Raw genomic sequence first — 15849 nt, 5'->3', positions numbered from 1 at the left:
CCAGTGCAGCTTCCGTGCCATCTTTCGTGCGATCTGCCGAAAAACTTCGGAATCCCCGCTATAGCGGGCTTTGGGCGCGGTTCAAGGTATTTGCGCTGCGGCGTTGTAGCGCGTGCGACGCGACAGTCGCGCTGTCGGCTTCCCGACAAAAGCGTGGGCGTTTCGTCGCAAACAACACCGTGTGCGAAGGCCCTGGCGCATGCGCTCATGCGTGAGTGGCGTGTTTTGTCGCTGGTACGGTTGTTGCACCGCAGCCGGCCATGAACCCGCTCACCGTTCCTGTTGTGGATGCCAGCCACGCTTCACCGCATTTCGAAGCGATAGGCGGCGAAGCCGCGGTCACACGCCTCGTGGATGCGTTCTACCGGCAGATGGACACGCGGCCCGACGCACGCGTCATTCGCGCGATGCATGGCCCCGACCTCGCGCCTGTGAAAACCGTGCTCGTGCGGTATCTCTGCGAATGGCTGGGCGGGCCGAAGCGCTATTCGGAAGAACGCGGCCACCCGCGGCTGCGCATGCGTCACGCCGCCTTTTCCATCGGCGCGGCCGAGCGCGACGCATGGCTTGCCTGCATGCGCGCCGCACTCGACGAAACCGGCACGGATGCGGCGCTACGCGACAAGCTGATGCTCGCGTTCTTCAAGATCGCGGACTGGATGCGCAACAACGGCAGCTGAAAAAGCAGGCGTTGTGCCGACGAAGTAATGAACGAAATGAAGCAAAACGAAGCGGCAATCTGCGACGCAGCCGCCCTCGAAGCTATGTAGCCAAGGAATCCGTCATGACAGACACGCTCATCCGCAAGGAACTCGACAACACCGCCTTCGCCCGTCTGGAACAGGAAGGCCGTCTGCTCAACCCCGTCTTCAAGGGGCTCACGAACACGTTCGGCCGCGTGGGCTTTCGCGGCGAACTCGCGCTGCGTTTCGCGCCGAAGCTGGCCGACGAGGCTCGCCCGCCCGAGCTTTCGTGCGAGCAGGTGATGGCCGTCGCGAAAACCGGCGAGCCGCAGCTGCCGTTCTTCGCCGGCTGGCTGCTGAGCTTCGAGCACCTGAAGGACGTGGCCGAAGTGCTGGGCGAAGCATTGTCCGCGGGTGGAAAGTACTTTCTGTTCTGCGACAACATCGACCTCAGCAAGCGCTACCAGGTGCCGTACAAGGGCGCGATGTTCTACGTGCTGCCCATTCTCGAATCCACGGTCTACAACGAGATGCTCGAACTGCTTTACCTCGAGAAGAACGACCTGAAGAAGAAGGACACGGCGGGCAAGCTCGACGCGATTGCCGACGCCGCGCTCCGCTTCGACGTGACCTTCGACACGATCACCTACGCGGAAGGCCGCGAATTGATGGGCCCCGTGCGCGACCCCAGCGAGAACCGGCCGGTCTGAAGACCGGTTGAACGTATTCGTGCCCTGCTCGTGGTGCACCGCTTTGCCGATGCGCCACGACGTACCCACCCTGACAGCACCCCGAACCGGAGCGCGCTCATGTCACTGCACACCGACATCGTCCCCGTCGTGCGCGAAAGCGCCGGCCGCCGCGTTGTACCGTCCGTTGATACGAGCACACAAAGCAACGTACCTGCAGCGCTCGCAACGTGGCTCTCGATTCACGACTTCCCCGACTTCCATTCGCGCAGCTACGAGGGCGTCACGCCGCTCATGCTGGCGTCGCTGCATGGCGAGGACAACGTCGTCGCCGCGCTGCTCGAAGCAGGCGTGCACATCGACGCGCTCGACGACGAGGGCAACAACGCCCTGTGGTACGCGTGCCTGGGCGGCGCGCCCGCCACGCTTCTGCGCCTTGTTGAAGCGGGCATCGAGATCGACCACGCGAACGACAGCGATATCACCTGCCTCATGCAGGCCGCGGCGAGCGGGCGCGTCGAGGTGATGCAACTGCTGCTCTCGCTCGGCGCGAGCGAAGGGCTCTATGCGCCGGACGGCCGCAACGCACTCGACATGGCCGCCGACCGCGGTTTCGAACTGCTGCGCACGGCACGCCGTCTGGACAACGACAAACGCAACGGGTCTTCGCACCATGCGTACACGGCCCTTCAGATCATCGACGCCGCGCACCCCGCCAACGCGGCGGAGGTATTTGCGCTCGTCTCAGACAAGGCCGCTTGAGCCGCAGCACGCCACCGCGGCCACACGAGGAGCAACGCACATGGCTCACATCACGTTTTACGAGAAGCCCGGTTGCGGCGGCAATGCGAAACAGCAAGCGCTGCTCGTGGCTGCGGGTCATACGCTGGAGGTGCGCAACCTGTTGCGCTGGCCATGGACACCGCGCACGCTGCTCGCGTTCCTGGATCCGCTGCCCGTGCCCGAGTGGTTCAACCGCGCGGCGCCCGACATCAAGTCCGGCCGCATCGTGCCCGAGTCGCTCAACGCCGGCAACGCGCTCGCGCTGCTGCTGGCTCATCCGCTGTTGATTCGCCGCCCGCTGATGGAGGTGGGCGACACGCGCATGGTGGGCTTCGACATGGCCCGCGTGCATGCATGGATAGGCCTTGGACACGAAACCGCCGTCGCCCGCATGCCGCCGTCTCTCGAGGGCTGCGCCGCCGCGACGAGCGGCTGCGATGCCCCGTCCCATTGAACAGGAGTCTTGCGATGCCGCTTTACGACTATCACTGCCGTGATTGCCAGTTGCAGTTCGAAACGCTGGTGCGCGCCGGTACCACGCCTGTCTGCCCGCGCTGCGGCAGCGCCGCGCTCGACAAGCAGGTCAGCGCGCCCGTGCCGCCGGGGCGCAGCAAGGCCATCATCGCGTCGGCACGCCGTCAGGCCGCGCGCGAAGGGCACATGAGCCACTATTCCGAGGCCGAACGCAGCAAGCTGCTGCGTCAGCGCTGAAGGTACGGCCTGGTACGGCCTAGATCGTCATCCGAAACAACGCGCCCTGGCGCTGACGATGCACACGCAGCCACAGCAGCGTTGCAGGCACCAGGGACTCGCACGCGAACCACAACGCGTCGTCATGCTCAGCGCCGGGCGGCAGCGCGAGCCGTGCACGCACGCGCTGCCAGCCGATCCAGTCGATCTCGGGCATCGCCGCGCATATCGGTTCGCTAAGGCCGAGCGCGCCATCCGCCAGCCTCAGCAACTGGCGATGCACCTCCGTGCGCGTGAGCCGCGAGCGCAACAGTTCGTCGCGCCCGATCCCTTCGGCCAGCGTCATCACCACGATGCCCGCCTGCTCGACGATGGACAGCCGGGCGCTGTCCTCGATCGCGCGCGCTCCGTTCATGGCACCGTTCCGCTCAAACGAAGCTGAGCAGTTCGACCGTTACGGCTTCGTCGCCCAGCACCGCCTGGCACGCGAGGCGCGATTTCGAACCCACGCCCACGATCGTGTCGAGCTTCTCGTTCTCGGTGCGCTGAATTTTCGAAAGGCTCTTGCGCCCTTCCTGCACGAACAGATGGCACGATCCGCATTCGGCCTTGCCGTCGCATTTGTGCGCAATGTTTTCGCCTGCATCGCGCAGTGCCTGGAGCAGCGTGGTGCCGGCCGTCACGTCGTAGGTCTTGCCCGAAGGCAGTACGGTCAAAGTCGTCATGATGTGATGTGTAACGTGGAGAATGGGAAGGTAATGAAAGGCGCCGGCTCAGGCTGCCAGCGCAGGTTGCAACGCGCTCACCAGTTCGTCGGCGAACGTCGCGAGCGGCATGGCGATGCGGGTGATCTGCTGCTCGGCGAGAAAGCGTGCCTCCATGCGCGTGGGCTCGTCGGGCAGCACGGACCAGTGCGTGCCCGACGAACGCTTCATGATCTGCCGCGCGAAGCTGCGCGCCAGCTGGTCGTCGAAGCGGCAGCCCAGAAACAGGAAGCTGCGGCCGCTGCGCCATGTCTGCACGGCGGGAGGAATCGGCGTCTGGATGTCGATCTCGGTCAGCACCTCCACATAGTCGCTGTCGGACACGAGATAGTTGCCCGCCGGCGCATGCGAGCCGATGGGCTTGTAGAGCAGCGCGCCGGCTGCCGGCACGTCTTCGAGCGGCGCGCCCACTGCATCGTAGGCACCAAACCACTGGCCGAAGTGCTCCGCCTGCGAAAGCCCCTGCACCTGCGCCCACTGGCCTGCGGGCCGCGCGTCGGCCAGCGCGGTGGCGAACGTGTCGTCGTACCAGCTATCGACGTACAGCCCGGCGCCGCTCGCCGCAAGCGCGCGGTGCAGCGCCGAAGGCACGGGCGTGACGCCGAACGCCTCGTTCATGAGACTCACCACCGACTTGCGATGCTTGAAGTTCTCGATGAACTGCGCGGCCTGCGTGAGCCGGTTGCGGATCTTGTGGGGCACGGAAACGCGGGCGGTCATGATCTGCGCGAGCGCCTCGGCAGTGGCCGGCACCCGCACGTCGTCGCACAGCGCGAGCATGCCGGGCCCCAGATACGGCACCACGTTGCCGTCTTCGATCTGGCGGGCAATGTGCCCGATTGAAACGGGAAGGCTCATGAATGCGGTCCCTCAGAGGTAAATGGCGGCGCCCGCGCCCACGTTCGTCGCAGTGTCCTTCAGCGTCTTCACGATGTAGCGCACCTGGTCCGCGTCGAGCTGCGTGTGCAGCGGCAGCGCAAGCGCGCGGTCGCCGATGCGTTCGGTGTCGGGCAGCGTGCCGCGCTTGCGGCCAATCGCGTCGCCCGAATTCATGTAGTGGAACTGCTCGTGCAGCGGGTGGCTGTAGGCCGCTGTTTCCACGCCGCACGCTTTCATGTCGTCGATCATCTGTGTGCGCGCACTCTGCGTAAAGCGCTTGCCGAGGTGCACCACGTAAAGCATCCAGTGCACTTCCTCGACGTCTTCCGCGAGATAGGGCGGCTTGATGCCTTCGAAGCTCTGCATGGCTTCGTGATACCAGGCTTCCACCTGCTTGCGTCGCGCAAGCCGTTCGTCCAGCCCCGCCAGTTGCGCGAGCCCGAGCGCGGCCGTGAGTTCGCTCATGCCGGCCTGCAACGGCACGCGCGCGCCCACCGAGACCGACTCGCGGTCCGCGAGACGCCGCTGGCGCAGGTAGCGCAGTTCGTGCGCGAGGCGCTCGTCGTCGGTTACGAGCATGCCGCCTTCGCCGGTGCACAGCGCCGAAGGCGAGGAGAAATCGAACACCGATACATCGCCGAACGTTCCGACGTTGCGGCCCATGTAGCGCGAGCCGAGAGCCTCGGTGCTGTCTTCGATCAGCGTCAGGCCGTGCGTTTGGGCGAGTTCGCGCAACGGCCCCCACGCCGCGGGATGCCCGTTGGTGTTGCCGGCCAGAATGGCGCGCGTGCGCGGGCCGATCTTCTGCTGCGCCTTCGCTGCACTCAGGCAGCCGCTCCAGTAGTCGATATCGGCGAAGACCGGTGTCGCGCCCGCGAGCGTCACGGCCTGCGCCACCTGGTGCCAGGTGTGCGACGCGCAGATCACCTCGTCGCCTGCGCCCAGACCGAGCGCGCGCAGCGCGATCCACGTGCCCAGCGTGCCGCTCGCCACGGCCACGGCGTGCGCGCGACCACACCAGCCGGCAAACGCCGTCTCGAACGATTCGAGCAGCGGGCCGTCGCTCCAGCGCGACGACTGCAACACCGCGTTGACGAGTTCGATCTCGCGCGGGCCGCACATGGGCTCGCTGAGCGCAATTTCATCGAGTTCCATGCGCGGCTCCGTCTTCGGCAAAGATCACCATGTTGGCTTCGCCGGCCTCGCGCGTGACGGACACGCACATGCCGTCCGACCTCGCGAAATACGCGCGGCGCGCGCCGCATTCGAGCGCAGGCGTTTCGTCGCGCATCTCGTCGGCGCCGATGCGCAGCGTGCGCACGCCGGGATAACGCTCGCGCCAACTCGCGGCTGCATCGAACAGGGTGGGCGCCGTACGCAGCACTTCGGCAATCACCTGCACCTGGGTCGTGTCGAGCGCCATGTCAGTCCTCTACGTCGGCCAAACGCCGCGCTTCCACGGTAATGGGCAGCGTGGTGTCGGCCGCCATCTCGGGCAGCTCGAGCCGCCAGCCGTTCGCGAGCGTGACGAGGCCGCCCCACATCTGCGGGCTCGCCATCGAAACGATGGGCTCCTCGAGATCCTTCTTGGGCACGTAAGCGGTCAGCGTGCCCTTGCTGTCCTTGCGGATCATGACTTTCACGACGGAAGCTCCTGGGTTCGAGGGGAATTCATGCGGCGTGCGCGGCATCGCTCTGGACCGACGGCGCAAGGCCCGGATCAAGCAGCGGAGCAAGCAGCGGCGGCAACGCCGCCAGCAGGTATTCGATGTCGCGCGCGGACGTTGTTTCGCCGAGCGACAGGCGCACGGCAGCCAGCGCCTCGTCGCGTGAGACGCCCATTGCAGTCAGCACGTGCGAGGGTTCGCTGCCCCCCGACGAACACGCAGCACCCGACGACGCACACACGCCGAGCTGATCGAAGCGCTGCAACACGACATCGGCGGACACCATGCCGAAGCGCAGATAACTCGTAGAAGCGACGCGCGGCGCCGCAGCCGAAAACACGTGCACGCCGGGCATCGCTTCCTGCAGCCCGCGTTCGAGCGCATCGCGCAGTTGCGCCACGCGTGCGGCCTTTGCCTCGACGTCGCCCAGCGCATCGAGCGCCGCCGCGAAACCCGCAATGGCCGGCAGATTCTCCGTGCCGCCACGACGGTGCCGCTCCTGGCTGCCCTGCATCTGCGGCAGCAACGTCACGCCCTGGCGCAGCAGCAATGCACCGATGCCTTTCGGTCCGCCGATCTTGTGTGCCGACAACGAAACGGCGTCGGCGCCGAACGTGGCGAAATCGAACGGCACCTTGCCCACGAACTGCGTCGCATCCACGTGCATGCGGGCACCCGCAGCCCGCGCCAGTGCGTACACGTCCTGCACGGGCATCAGCACGCCGGTCTCGTTGTTCGCCGCCATCAGCGAAACGAGCGCGACGTCGGGGCTGATCAGGCGCGCTGCGTGGTCCAGGTCGAGCGTGCCGTCCGCATGCACGCCGATGAAGTCCACCGGCACACCCTGCGCAATCAGCGCTCGCGCAAGCGCGAGGTGTCCCGCATGTTCGACGGCGCTGAACACGATGCGGCGACGGCCCGTGCCCTGTGCCGCCGCGTGAAAGCCCAGCACCGCGAGGTGGTTCGCTTCTGTCGCGCCGCTCGTGAAGATCACTTCCGCAGGCTTGCAACCGAGCGCGCTCGCCACGCGCGCCCGCGCCGCCCCAAGCGCGCGCTTCGCCTGCTGCCCCTGCCGATGTTGCGACGACGCGTTGCCCCACACGTCCGTCATCGTGGCCAGCACGGCCTGCACGACGCCCGGCGTGGGCGGCGTCGTCGCGTTGTGGTCGAGGTAGATCATGGTGGGCTCCGTCGGTCGCGCTGGAACGTCAAGCTTCAAGATCGTGCTTCATGGCCAGAACACGCGCGCGGCGTCCACGCAGAGGATGTCGAGCAGCGCGGTGAGATCGAGGCTCGCGCACTGCTCGTCCCATTCGTGCAGCGCGTGATTGCGTGCATGCAGATGCCACATGCCGTCCGCGTCGCGCGTAAGCCAGGCAATGTCGATCACGCCGCCGTCGCGGTCCACGTTGCGCGAACAGCACGGGCTTTCAATGCGATACCCGTCCGCCTCATGCGCCACGCGGGGGCGCACGTAGCGGTACCGCACGCGGTTGCGCAACGCGCGCTCGATCTGGTGTTGCGTGAAGTCCACCACGGGGCCGCTGTCGGACCACACGCGGCGTGACGCCTTCAAGCCACCACCGCCTCGCACGGTGCGCGCGATCATGAGCGCACCTCGTCTTCGGGTTGCAGCCCTGCGGGCGCCGGTGCGATCTCGTCTTCCGTGCAGCCCACTACGTGCCTGCCGAACTCGACGAGGTACACCGGCTCGCCGTTCTCCACCACGTGCCCTACGTTGACGATCTCGCCCAGCGTGCCCGCCGTGACGAGGCATTCGTCCTGCGCGCGGTCCGGGTAGCTGCCGTCGTTGCGGAGGTCGTCCAGCGCGACCACGCGCATGCCCCAGGCGTAGGCCGGCTCGATGGGTACGATGTTCATCGCGTGCAGTCCTCCGCTTCGTCATGCGCCTCGCCGTCGGCATGCATGTTCTCGTCTTCGGCATGGCCCGCGTCACGGCGCCCCAGCGCCGCAAGCGCTGCCGCGCGTTCGCCCAGCCGTTCGAGCACGTCGTCGGGCAGGTTGTCGAGCGTGCACAACTCCTTTGCGCGCATGCCGACGCGGTGGCCGCTTTCCACGAAGTCCACCGCGTAGATGTAGAACTGCTGCAGGAACGTGTCGATGCGCGTGACGTAGCCGATATCGCCCTTGCTCACGAGCACGTCGCCGATATCTTTGCCCGTATAGGTGCCGTCGTTGCGCACCACGGTGCGGGCAATCACGCGCTCGCCGAAGGCAAAGCGCGGCGGAAAGGCAATCTCGATGGCGTCGTCGTCGCGGTTGATGTCAGCCATGGTGTGCTCCGACCTGGGCTTCTCTGTAGCACCGCTCTTCGTCCTTGCGTGCCACCGCGACGCACGGGGCATCGCCGCACAGCGCGTCGATGCGTTGGCGCGCAACGGCGCGCACCTCGTCGTCCGGGTCGGCCAGCAACGGCGTCAAGGCCTGCGGCTGCGCGCGCTGCGCGGCCTCCCAGCGCACGCGCCAGTCCTCGTCGTCGAACAGACGCGTGACGAGCGCGGCAGGCAGGCGCGCCGCGACGATGCGGCGCACTTCGGGTTCCGTGTCGTCGGCCATGCGCAGCAGCGCGGGCATGTCGATACGTTCGGCCACGCGCATTCTCACCACGCGGTCGGCGTCGCGGGCCATCAGCGGCAGCAGCGCGGAAGGCAGGCGCCTTGCGACCCATTCGCGCACCCCGTAGTCCGGGTCCGTGCGCAGATGGGCCAGCGCCTCGGGCGCGAGCCGCTGCGCGACGCGAATGCGCACCTCGCGGTGCGGGTCGCCCGCCATGCGCGCCAGTTGCGCCTGCGGCAGACGCACCGCAATTTGCAGGCGCACGGTTTCGTCGGTGTCATCGATCAGTGCTGGCAGACGGAACACGTCGGCATGGCGCGCCGCGATGGCGCGCACCTCGAAATAGGGGTGATCGAGATGCGCGTTGCCCAGTTCGGGATGCCAACGAAAGAAGCGGTCGATGCGACGCGCGTAGGCGTCCTGCATGCAGGCGTGGCCCGGCTCGCAGCCTGCTTCGTCGGGCAACGCACGCAATGCCTGATGCGGGCACGCTGCGCAGTTCACCGGTCCACCCTGCCAGTGACGCGGCGGAATGTCTGCGGAAGGGGCGCGGCGCGTGTTCATGGTTGTGCCGCCCAGCCGCGTGCGGGGTATGCGTGCCGTGTCGCGAAGCCGTCGGCATCCGCATCGGCGTCTGCCGCTTCTTCGTGGCGCGTCAGCACATGCAGCAGCAACGCGCTGCCCACCTGGTCGTCCGGATCGAGGCGCCGCAGTTCGCCGAGGCACCTCCGCGCTGCCTCAAGCTCGCCCAGCCGCATATGCAGATACGCGAGCCCCTTCAACGTGAACAGATAGAAGCGAACCGCCGCGTCGTAGCGCACGGCGTCGTGCGACGGCGGTACTGCATCGAAGCGCGTGCCGAGCGCCGCGCGTGCCACGGCAAGCGCCGCTTCGCCCACGTTGCGCGCCTCGGGCAGCCGATGCCCATAGAAGTAGAAGCGATACAGCGCAATGAGCGGCGCCGGGTGATCGGGCGCCATCGCGCGAGCCCGTTCGAGGCACGCCAGTGCCTCGTCGGGACGGTCGCGCAGCCGGCTCGCTTCGGCCACAAGCTGTTCGGCTTCAGGCGCGAGCCCGCCACCCAGCGCGGACAGCGCGAAGCGCGCCATCGCGTCGTCAACGCCCAGCCCTTCGGCTGCTTCGAACGTGAGCGGCTGCGTCATGACACGGCCCTGCTTCAGGAAGCCTGCGGCGGCAACGGCGGACGACCCCGCCCAATCGCGCCCACGTCGATGCGCGCCACGCCCGGCTCGCTCGCGCCCGTGCTGCTGCACGCGCACGGCGCCTGGTTCCGGCTCACGAACGTGAGGCCCGACTGCGTCGGCGTATCGACGAAGTCGATCGTCACGCCGTCCAGCAGCAGCCGGCTCTCGGCGGGCAGGAAGAGCAGCAGGTCGCCCACCTCCAGCGCCTGCTCGCCTTCCTTGAGCGCCGCCTCGGCGCTGAACTCGGCCTGATAGCCGGAGCAGCCGCCCGGGCTCACGAGCAGACGAAAGCCTGCGCCTGCGGGCAAGCCCGAAAAGCGCACGATGCGGCGCATGAATTTCTCCGCGGCGGGAGTGACGGTAACGTGGGGCAGCATGGTGCAGGGGATCTCCAGTTAAGGCAGTCGAACGGTCAGGCAACGGCGCGGCGCGTGCCGACGCTCACGCCTGAACGATGCAGCCGTCCACGGGGCACACCGCGACACACTGCGGGCTGTCGAAATGGCCGTCGCATTCCGTGCACTTCTTCGGGTCGATCGTGAACACGCCGCCTTTCTCGCTGATCGCGACGTTGGGGCACTCCGGCTCGCATGCCGAGCAGCCGGTGCAAGTCGAGCCAATGATCTTCAGGGCCATGGGGACACTCCTTTGAATGGTGATTCGTGTAACTGATGCTGAACGGGCCGCGTGTCATGCAGCCCGCTCGCGTGGTCCGCTTATGCGCTTATGAATAAATGCCGCTACGCCGCCGCCCCTGCGGCCGAGCCCGTGAACGCGCCCTGCCGGATGGCCGCGTCGCCGCGGTCTTCGTGCACGATGGCGCCGCTCGCGATGCGTTCGCGGTAGCCGTTGAACCAGGCCAGCGCGGCTTTTTCGATGAACTCGCCCACGTACTGATCCACGGGTTCGATGCCCGCCTGCGCGAGTTCATCGCGCGGGCAAGCGCCAATCTTCGCGACCAGCACCGCATGGCAGTCGTTAATGGCGCGCACGACAGACGGCAGTTGTTCGTCGTCGCCATAGCCGCCCTGGCAGTACAGGTCCACGCGGCGATGGCCGACGAACAGCGCTTCGGTCGCGCTCACCTCGAAGATCTGGAATTCGGTGACGTGGCCGAAGTGCTCGTTCACGCGTCCGCCGCCCTTCGTCGCGACCGCCACCAGCACCTTGAGGTCGTCGGCTACGTCGATGGCCTGCGCGGCGGCCAGCGCTTCCTGCTTCGCTGCATGCTGCGCCTCGCGTTCCGCCTCCACGCGGCTCTGGTATTCGCGGCGACGGTCGAGGTCGTAGACCACTTCCATCTGCTCGATCTTGTCGAGCGTGAATTCCTCGCTGCGGTCTTCGCCCAGCAGGCCCACCGCGTCCGCACGGCACTGGCGGCAATGGCGCATCAGGTTCGCACCGCCCATGCAGGCGTCCTGCACGGCCTTCAGTTCCTGTGCCGTCGGCCCGCGCTGGCCCGTGAGGCCGAAATGCGTGCCGTGCTCCGCTTCGGAAATGAGCGGCATGATGTTGTGCAGGAACGCGCCGCGCTTTTTCACCTCGCGGTTCACGTCGATCAGATGCGTTTCGTTGATGCCCGGAATCAGCACGGAATTGATCTTCGTGAGCACGCCGCGCGCGGTGAGCATTTCGAGCCCCTTCATCTGCCGCTCGTGCAGAATCTGCGCGGCTTCGTAGCCGGTTACGCGCCGGTGGTCCCAGAAGATCCACGGGTAGATCTTCGCGCCCACGGCCGGGTCCACCATGTTGATGGTGATGGTGACGTGGTCGATGTTGTACTGGCAGATCTCGTCCACGAGGTCCGGCAGTGCGAGGCCGTTCGTGGAAAGGCAGAGCTTGATGTCGGGCGCCTGCTCCTGGAGCATGCGGAACGTGTCGAAGGTTTTCTTCGGATTCGCAAGCGAATCGCCTGGGCCCGCAATGCCGAGCACGGTCATCTGCGGAATCTCGCTCGCTACGGCGACCACCTTCTTCACGGCCTGTTCGGGCGTGAGCTTCTGCGAGACGACGCCGGGCCGCGACTCGTTCGAGCAGTCGTATTTACGGTTGCAGTAGTTGCACTGGATGTTGCACGCGGGCGCGACGGCCACGTGCATGCGTGCGTAGTGGTGATGCGCTTCTTCGGAATAGCAGGGGTGGTTCTTCACCTTCTCCCATATTTCGGCAGGCATGTCGTCGGGGCCGCCCGACGACCCGCAGCTCGCCTTGCCGTCGCCGCCCTGCGAACCGCAGCCGCCGCCGGCTGCGGGCACATCGATGGTCGAGCCGAGCGGCTTGATCTGCCCGATGCCGATATAGGCGGCAGCGGGTAGCGTGCTGGCATTCGCGCGATCTTGCATGGATATCTCCTCGCAACCGTGGGTGGCTACGCGTGGAGATAAAAGCCAGATCCATGCCATTCACGCAGGGCCCGCGAAATCGCGGATGTGGCCTACATGCGTGCGTTTTGTCGTGTGTTTTGTGATGGGTTTGTCGGGCCTCTACGTCACTCAGACCCAACAAGGCCCGGCGTTTCTGTCGCTGTTGCGACAAAGCTCACAACGATGCGTCGTGCTCGGCGCAGTGCTAGAAGCGTCGCACTTCGATGCCGTACTTGTGCAGCGCGTAGCCGATCTGCCGCGGCGTGATTCTGAGCAGACGTGCGGCCTTCGCCTGCACCCAGCCGCAGCGCTCCATGGCCCAGATGAGCCGCTCGCGCTCGCCCTCGGGTTTGCCTTCGTCGGTGTCCGCGGGATGGCAGGCGCCCGAAGGCTCGCCCGTGTTCGGGTCCGTAGAGACGTCGTCGCCGAAATCGTCGGGCAGCGCAAACGACGAATCGTGTTCGCGTGCGCCCGCGCCGGCGTCGCTTGCGGGCGTGCCGGGAATCTCGCGAATCGGAATGTCCGCGAGACGCGCCGGCCGTACCGCATCTTCGCGTTCGATGTGATGGAGCACGCGCGTGAGGCACTGGTCTTCCTGGCAGAGAAACGCGAGGCGGTCGATCACGTCGCTATGCGTCATGGTCGCCGTGCGCTCTACGCAGTTCTCCAGTTCGCGCACGTTGCCGGGCCAGTAGCAGCTCGTCAGCACGCGCATGGCGTCGGGGCTGAAACGCAGTTCGCGGCCGTTGTCGCGATTGAAGCGGTCCAGAAAGTACTGCGCCATTTCGGGAATGTCTTCGCGCCGCTCGCGCAGCGGCGGCAACTGGATGCTCACCACGTTGATGCGGTAATAGAGGTCGGCGCGAAACTCGCCCTCTTTCACCATGCGCTCCAGATTGCGGTTGGTGGCAAGAATGAGCCGCACGTCCACCTTCACGGGCGCGGAGCCGCCCACGCGCTCAAACTCGCGTTCCTGCAGCACGCGCAGCAGCTTCGCCTGGAACGACGGCGAGATGTCGCCTATCTCGTCGAGGAACAGCGTGCCGCCGTGCGCCAGTTCGAAGCGCCCCTTGCGCTGCCCCTGCGCGCCCGTGAAGGCGCCTTTCTCGTGGCCGAACAGCTCGCTTTCGAGCAGCGATTCCGTGAGCGCCGCGCAGTTCACTGAAACGAACGCCTGCTCGCCACGCGGCGAGAGCCGGTGAATGGCGCGCGCAATCACTTCCTTGCCGGTGCCGCTTTCGCCACGCAGCAGCACCGTGGTGCGTGCAGGCGCGACCTGGTGAACCTGTTCGAAGATGCGTCGCATCGGCTCCGAAACGCCCACCACCTGATCGAGCGGCTGAAACGGTCGAATCGCCTTCTGCATGCGCCGCACTTCTTCCTGCATGCGGTCGTGCGCGGCGCTCACGCTGCGATGAAGCAGCAGCGCCTGGCCCATCAGCGTGGAGACGATCTTCATGAGGTGCAGGTCGCCCGCGAACATGCGCGTGCCGCCCGGGTTCATGCAGAACACGGCAAGCACGCCGAGCGTGTGATGCTCCTGGCGCAAAGGCGTGGCGAGCAGCGCGATACGCGCGTCGCCGAATTCGCCGGGCACGTCCGCGCTGCCGGTGCGGTCGAGAAACACCGGTTCGTCGCGCACGTCCGGCACCACCGCGGGCAGGCCGCTCTTGTAGACGCGCCCCACGATGCCTTCGCCCGGATGAAAACGAATGCGCTGATGCTCGTCGCTCGAGAGTCCCGCACTGCATAGCCCGCGCAACTGGCCGCCGGGTTCCGCGACCACGACGAACGCACGCCGCCATTCCAGCGCGTGCAGGAGGTATTGCAGCGACGTGCGGAACGTCTGCGCCACGTCGAGCGACGACACCAGCGTCTTGCTGACTTCATAGACCGCGTCAAGTTCACGACGGGCCTCGCCTGCACCTGGGTTCTGCATGAATCCCTCCGCTCGTGCTGTGGCCCGGTCGAGGCGCCACGGCCCAACAACAGCACGATCCGCCATCAAAGCAAGATTTAGCCCAAGCCGGGACCGGACCGGCATTCGGGCACACAACGAAGCGGGGCGACAAAGCCGACACGAAGACGACAGGGAGCCGACAAACACAACACGCCTGAGCCGCGATTCCGCCTCTACACCGTACAAAAAAAACATTGCGTGCCGAGGAAATAACAATACCCGTCAAAAAAAACCGTGGCATGGATGTTGCAAATTTTGGCTGCCTGCCTTGATCCGCTCCATTCGCCTGATCCGCTCGACACGCAAAAAGGGAGTTCGCCATGCCGGACCTTGCCCGTGACCCTGAACGCCGCGCCCAGCCTGTCTATCTGGACTACGCGGCCACCACGCCCGTGGACCCGCGCGTCGCGCGCCGCATGCTGCCCTATATGACGCAGTTGTTCGGCAACCCGGCGAGCCGCTCCCACGCCTACGGCTGGGCGGCCGACGAAGCCGTGGAACTGGCGCGCGAGCAGGTGGCGAGCCTCGTGAACGCCGACCCGCGCGAGATCGTCTGGACCTCGGGTGCGACGGAGTCGAACAATCTCGCGCTGAAAGGTGCCGCGCACTTCTACCGCTCGCGCGGCAACCACCTCGTGACGGTCGCCACCGAGCACAAGGCCGTGCTCGACACCCTGCGCGAACTGGAACGCGAAGGGTTCGAGGTGACGGTGCTGCCCGTGCAGCCCGACGGTCGCGTGGATCCGGCCGCCTTCGAAGCGGCGCTCAAGCCCGGCACCGTGCTGGCGTCGGCCATGTTCGTCAACAACGAAACGGGCGCCATGCACGACATTGGCGCGCTCGGCGCCATGTGCCGCAGCCGCGGCGTGCTGTTCCACGTCGACGCCGCGCAGGCCGCGGGCAAGGTGCCCATCGACCTCGACACGCTGCCCGTGGACCTGATGTCGCTTTCCGCGCACAAGATGTACGGCCCGAAAGGCATTGGCGCGCTCTATGTGCGCCGCAAGCCGCGCGTGCGCCTCGAAGCGCAGATGCACGGCGGCGGCCACGAGCGCGGCATGCGTTCCGGCACGCTGCCCACGCACCAGATCGTGGGCATGGGCGAGGCGTTCTGGCTCGCGCGCGAGAGCATGCAGGCCGACACCGAGCGCATCCGTGCGCTGCGCGACCGGCTCTGGGCGGGTCTCTCGGCCATCGACGCCGTGTGCCTCAACGGCGACCTCGCGCACTGCGCGCCGCATTACCTGAACGTGAGCTTCCGCTACGTGGAGGGCGAATCGCTGCTGATGGGCATCAAGGACATCGCGGTGTCGTCGGGGTCCGCCTGCACGTCCGCGAGCCTCGAACCCAGCTACGTGCTGCGCGCAATGGGGCGCGAAGACGAACTCGCGCACAGCTCCATCCGCTTTTCCCTGGGCCGCTTCACGACGGCGGAAGAAATCGATTTCGCCATTGACCAGGTCACCCAGGTGGTGGGGCGGCTGCGCGAAATGAGCCCGCTGTGGGACATGGCGCGCGCGGGCGTGGACCTGGCTTCTATCCAGTGGGCAGCGCATTGAGGCACTGAACACACATTCCGCCGTTCTCCA

The 15849-nt window shown here is 66.6% G+C and carries 22 protein-coding genes; 6 read left to right on the top strand and 16 right to left on the bottom strand.

The genetic code is table 11. From position 1 onward, the window contains the following. Window positions 1-260 precede the first annotated feature (260 nt). The 5 genes from PXJ20_RS14625 to PXJ20_RS14605 all read left to right on the top strand — a co-directional run bounded on the left by PXJ20_RS14625 (window position 261) and on the right by PXJ20_RS14605 (window position 2866). Window positions 261-680 carry a group II truncated hemoglobin gene (locus tag PXJ20_RS14625; RefSeq protein WP_277599245.1) on the top strand — a complete coding sequence of 140 codons (420 nt, stop codon included), beginning with the start codon at window positions 261-263 and terminating at the stop codon, window positions 678-680. Between the two features lie 104 nt (window positions 681-784). Next, window positions 785-1393, top strand: coding sequence for a hypothetical protein (locus tag PXJ20_RS14620; protein WP_421031307.1), 609 nt, complete (start codon window positions 785-787; stop codon window positions 1391-1393). Window positions 1394-1492: 99 nt separating this feature from the next. Beyond that, window positions 1493-2134 carry an ankyrin repeat domain-containing protein gene (locus PXJ20_RS14615; protein WP_421031308.1) on the top strand — a complete coding sequence of 214 codons (642 nt, stop codon included), beginning with the start codon at window positions 1493-1495 and terminating at the stop codon, window positions 2132-2134. Between the two features lie 40 nt (window positions 2135-2174). Further along, window positions 2175-2609, top strand: a complete 435-nt coding sequence (locus PXJ20_RS14610; RefSeq protein ID WP_421031309.1) for an ArsC/Spx/MgsR family protein — start codon at window positions 2175-2177, stop codon at window positions 2607-2609. Between the two features lie 14 nt (window positions 2610-2623). Then, window positions 2624-2866, top strand: coding sequence for an FmdB family zinc ribbon protein (locus PXJ20_RS14605; protein WP_421031310.1), 243 nt, complete (start codon window positions 2624-2626; stop codon window positions 2864-2866). Between the two features lie 19 nt (window positions 2867-2885). Here the strand turns inward: PXJ20_RS14605 and PXJ20_RS14600 are convergent, their stop codons facing one another. The 16 genes from PXJ20_RS14600 to nifA form a co-directional block, all read right to left on the bottom strand. Next, a complete protein-coding gene (locus tag PXJ20_RS14600; protein WP_042302354.1) occupies window positions 2886-3260 on the bottom strand; it encodes a hypothetical protein in 375 nt (124 codons plus the stop codon). 13 nt (window positions 3261-3273) lie between these two features. After that, window positions 3274-3570 (bottom strand): 2Fe-2S iron-sulfur cluster-binding protein, encoded by a 297-nt coding sequence (locus PXJ20_RS14595; RefSeq protein ID WP_026121177.1) that lies wholly within the window; start codon window positions 3568-3570, stop codon window positions 3274-3276. Window positions 3571-3618: 48 nt separating this feature from the next. Continuing rightward, complete coding sequence (locus PXJ20_RS14590; RefSeq protein WP_421031311.1) at window positions 3619-4467, bottom strand: SIR2 family NAD-dependent protein deacylase; 849 nt, start codon at window positions 4465-4467, stop codon at window positions 3619-3621. Window positions 4468-4479: 12 nt separating this feature from the next. After that, entirely contained in the window at window positions 4480-5643 is a 1164-nt protein-coding gene (locus PXJ20_RS14585; protein ID WP_421031312.1) for a DegT/DnrJ/EryC1/StrS family aminotransferase, read from the bottom strand. After that, window positions 5630-5911: a hypothetical protein gene (locus tag PXJ20_RS14580; protein ID WP_017773459.1), complete on the bottom strand. Its 282-nt coding sequence runs from the start codon at window positions 5909-5911 to the stop codon at window positions 5630-5632. The genes PXJ20_RS14585 and PXJ20_RS14580 overlap by 14 nt, the downstream gene beginning before the upstream one ends. A gap of 1 nt (window position 5912) precedes the next feature. Continuing rightward, window positions 5913-6131 (bottom strand): putative nitrogen fixation protein NifT, encoded by a 219-nt coding sequence (nifT, locus tag PXJ20_RS14575; protein ID WP_026121175.1) that lies wholly within the window; start codon window positions 6129-6131, stop codon window positions 5913-5915. Between the two features lie 28 nt (window positions 6132-6159). Beyond that, window positions 6160-7335: a cysteine desulfurase family protein gene (locus PXJ20_RS14570; RefSeq protein ID WP_421031313.1), complete on the bottom strand. Its 1176-nt coding sequence runs from the start codon at window positions 7333-7335 to the stop codon at window positions 6160-6162. Window positions 7336-7383: 48 nt separating this feature from the next. After that, window positions 7384-7764 carry a hypothetical protein gene (locus tag PXJ20_RS14565; protein WP_421031314.1) on the bottom strand — a complete coding sequence of 127 codons (381 nt, stop codon included), beginning with the start codon at window positions 7762-7764 and terminating at the stop codon, window positions 7384-7386. Beyond that, window positions 7761-8036, bottom strand: coding sequence for a nitrogen fixation protein NifZ (locus PXJ20_RS14560; RefSeq protein ID WP_421031315.1), 276 nt, complete (start codon window positions 8034-8036; stop codon window positions 7761-7763). Before PXJ20_RS14560 ends, PXJ20_RS14565 begins: the two co-directional genes overlap by 4 nt. After that, window positions 8033-8449 carry a nitrogen fixation protein NifZ gene (locus PXJ20_RS14555; RefSeq protein ID WP_421031316.1) on the bottom strand — a complete coding sequence of 139 codons (417 nt, stop codon included), beginning with the start codon at window positions 8447-8449 and terminating at the stop codon, window positions 8033-8035. Before PXJ20_RS14555 ends, PXJ20_RS14560 begins: the two co-directional genes overlap by 4 nt. Next, window positions 8442-9296 (bottom strand): 4Fe4S-binding leucine-rich repeat protein, encoded by an 855-nt coding sequence (locus PXJ20_RS14550; protein ID WP_421031317.1) that lies wholly within the window; start codon window positions 9294-9296, stop codon window positions 8442-8444. Before PXJ20_RS14550 ends, PXJ20_RS14555 begins: the two co-directional genes overlap by 8 nt. After that, window positions 9293-9895 carry a hypothetical protein gene (locus PXJ20_RS14545; RefSeq protein ID WP_421031318.1) on the bottom strand — a complete coding sequence of 201 codons (603 nt, stop codon included), beginning with the start codon at window positions 9893-9895 and terminating at the stop codon, window positions 9293-9295. Before PXJ20_RS14545 ends, PXJ20_RS14550 begins: the two co-directional genes overlap by 4 nt. Before the next feature lie 14 nt (window positions 9896-9909). After that, complete coding sequence (locus tag PXJ20_RS14540) at window positions 9910-10314, bottom strand: HesB/IscA family protein (RefSeq protein WP_017773451.1); 405 nt, start codon at window positions 10312-10314, stop codon at window positions 9910-9912. A gap of 64 nt (window positions 10315-10378) precedes the next feature. Further along, the gene (locus PXJ20_RS14535; protein ID WP_017773450.1) at window positions 10379-10573 is read right to left on the bottom strand and encodes a 4Fe-4S binding protein; all 195 of its coding nucleotides are present in this window, start codon (window positions 10571-10573) and stop codon (window positions 10379-10381) included. Window positions 10574-10677: 104 nt separating this feature from the next. After that, entirely contained in the window at window positions 10678-12279 is a 1602-nt protein-coding gene (gene nifB / locus PXJ20_RS14530; protein WP_421031319.1) for a nitrogenase cofactor biosynthesis protein NifB, read from the bottom strand. 226 nt (window positions 12280-12505) lie between these two features. Next, entirely contained in the window at window positions 12506-14239 is a 1734-nt protein-coding gene (nifA, locus tag PXJ20_RS14525) for a nif-specific transcriptional activator NifA (protein ID WP_421031320.1), read from the bottom strand. A gap of 341 nt (window positions 14240-14580) precedes the next feature. Here nifA and PXJ20_RS14520 point away from each other — a divergent pair, with 341 nt between their 5' ends. Next, window positions 14581-15819, top strand: a complete 1239-nt coding sequence (locus PXJ20_RS14520) for an IscS subfamily cysteine desulfurase (protein WP_421031321.1) — start codon at window positions 14581-14583, stop codon at window positions 15817-15819. Window positions 15820-15849: the final 30 nt, after the last annotated feature.

Source organism: Paraburkholderia sp. A1RI_3L (genome assembly GCF_048957895.1).
Taxonomy (GTDB): domain Bacteria; phylum Pseudomonadota; class Gammaproteobacteria; order Burkholderiales; family Burkholderiaceae; genus Paraburkholderia; species Paraburkholderia kururiensis.
Note: the sequence above shows the minus strand (reverse complement) of the source record. Positions and strands in the feature narration are given on the sequence as shown.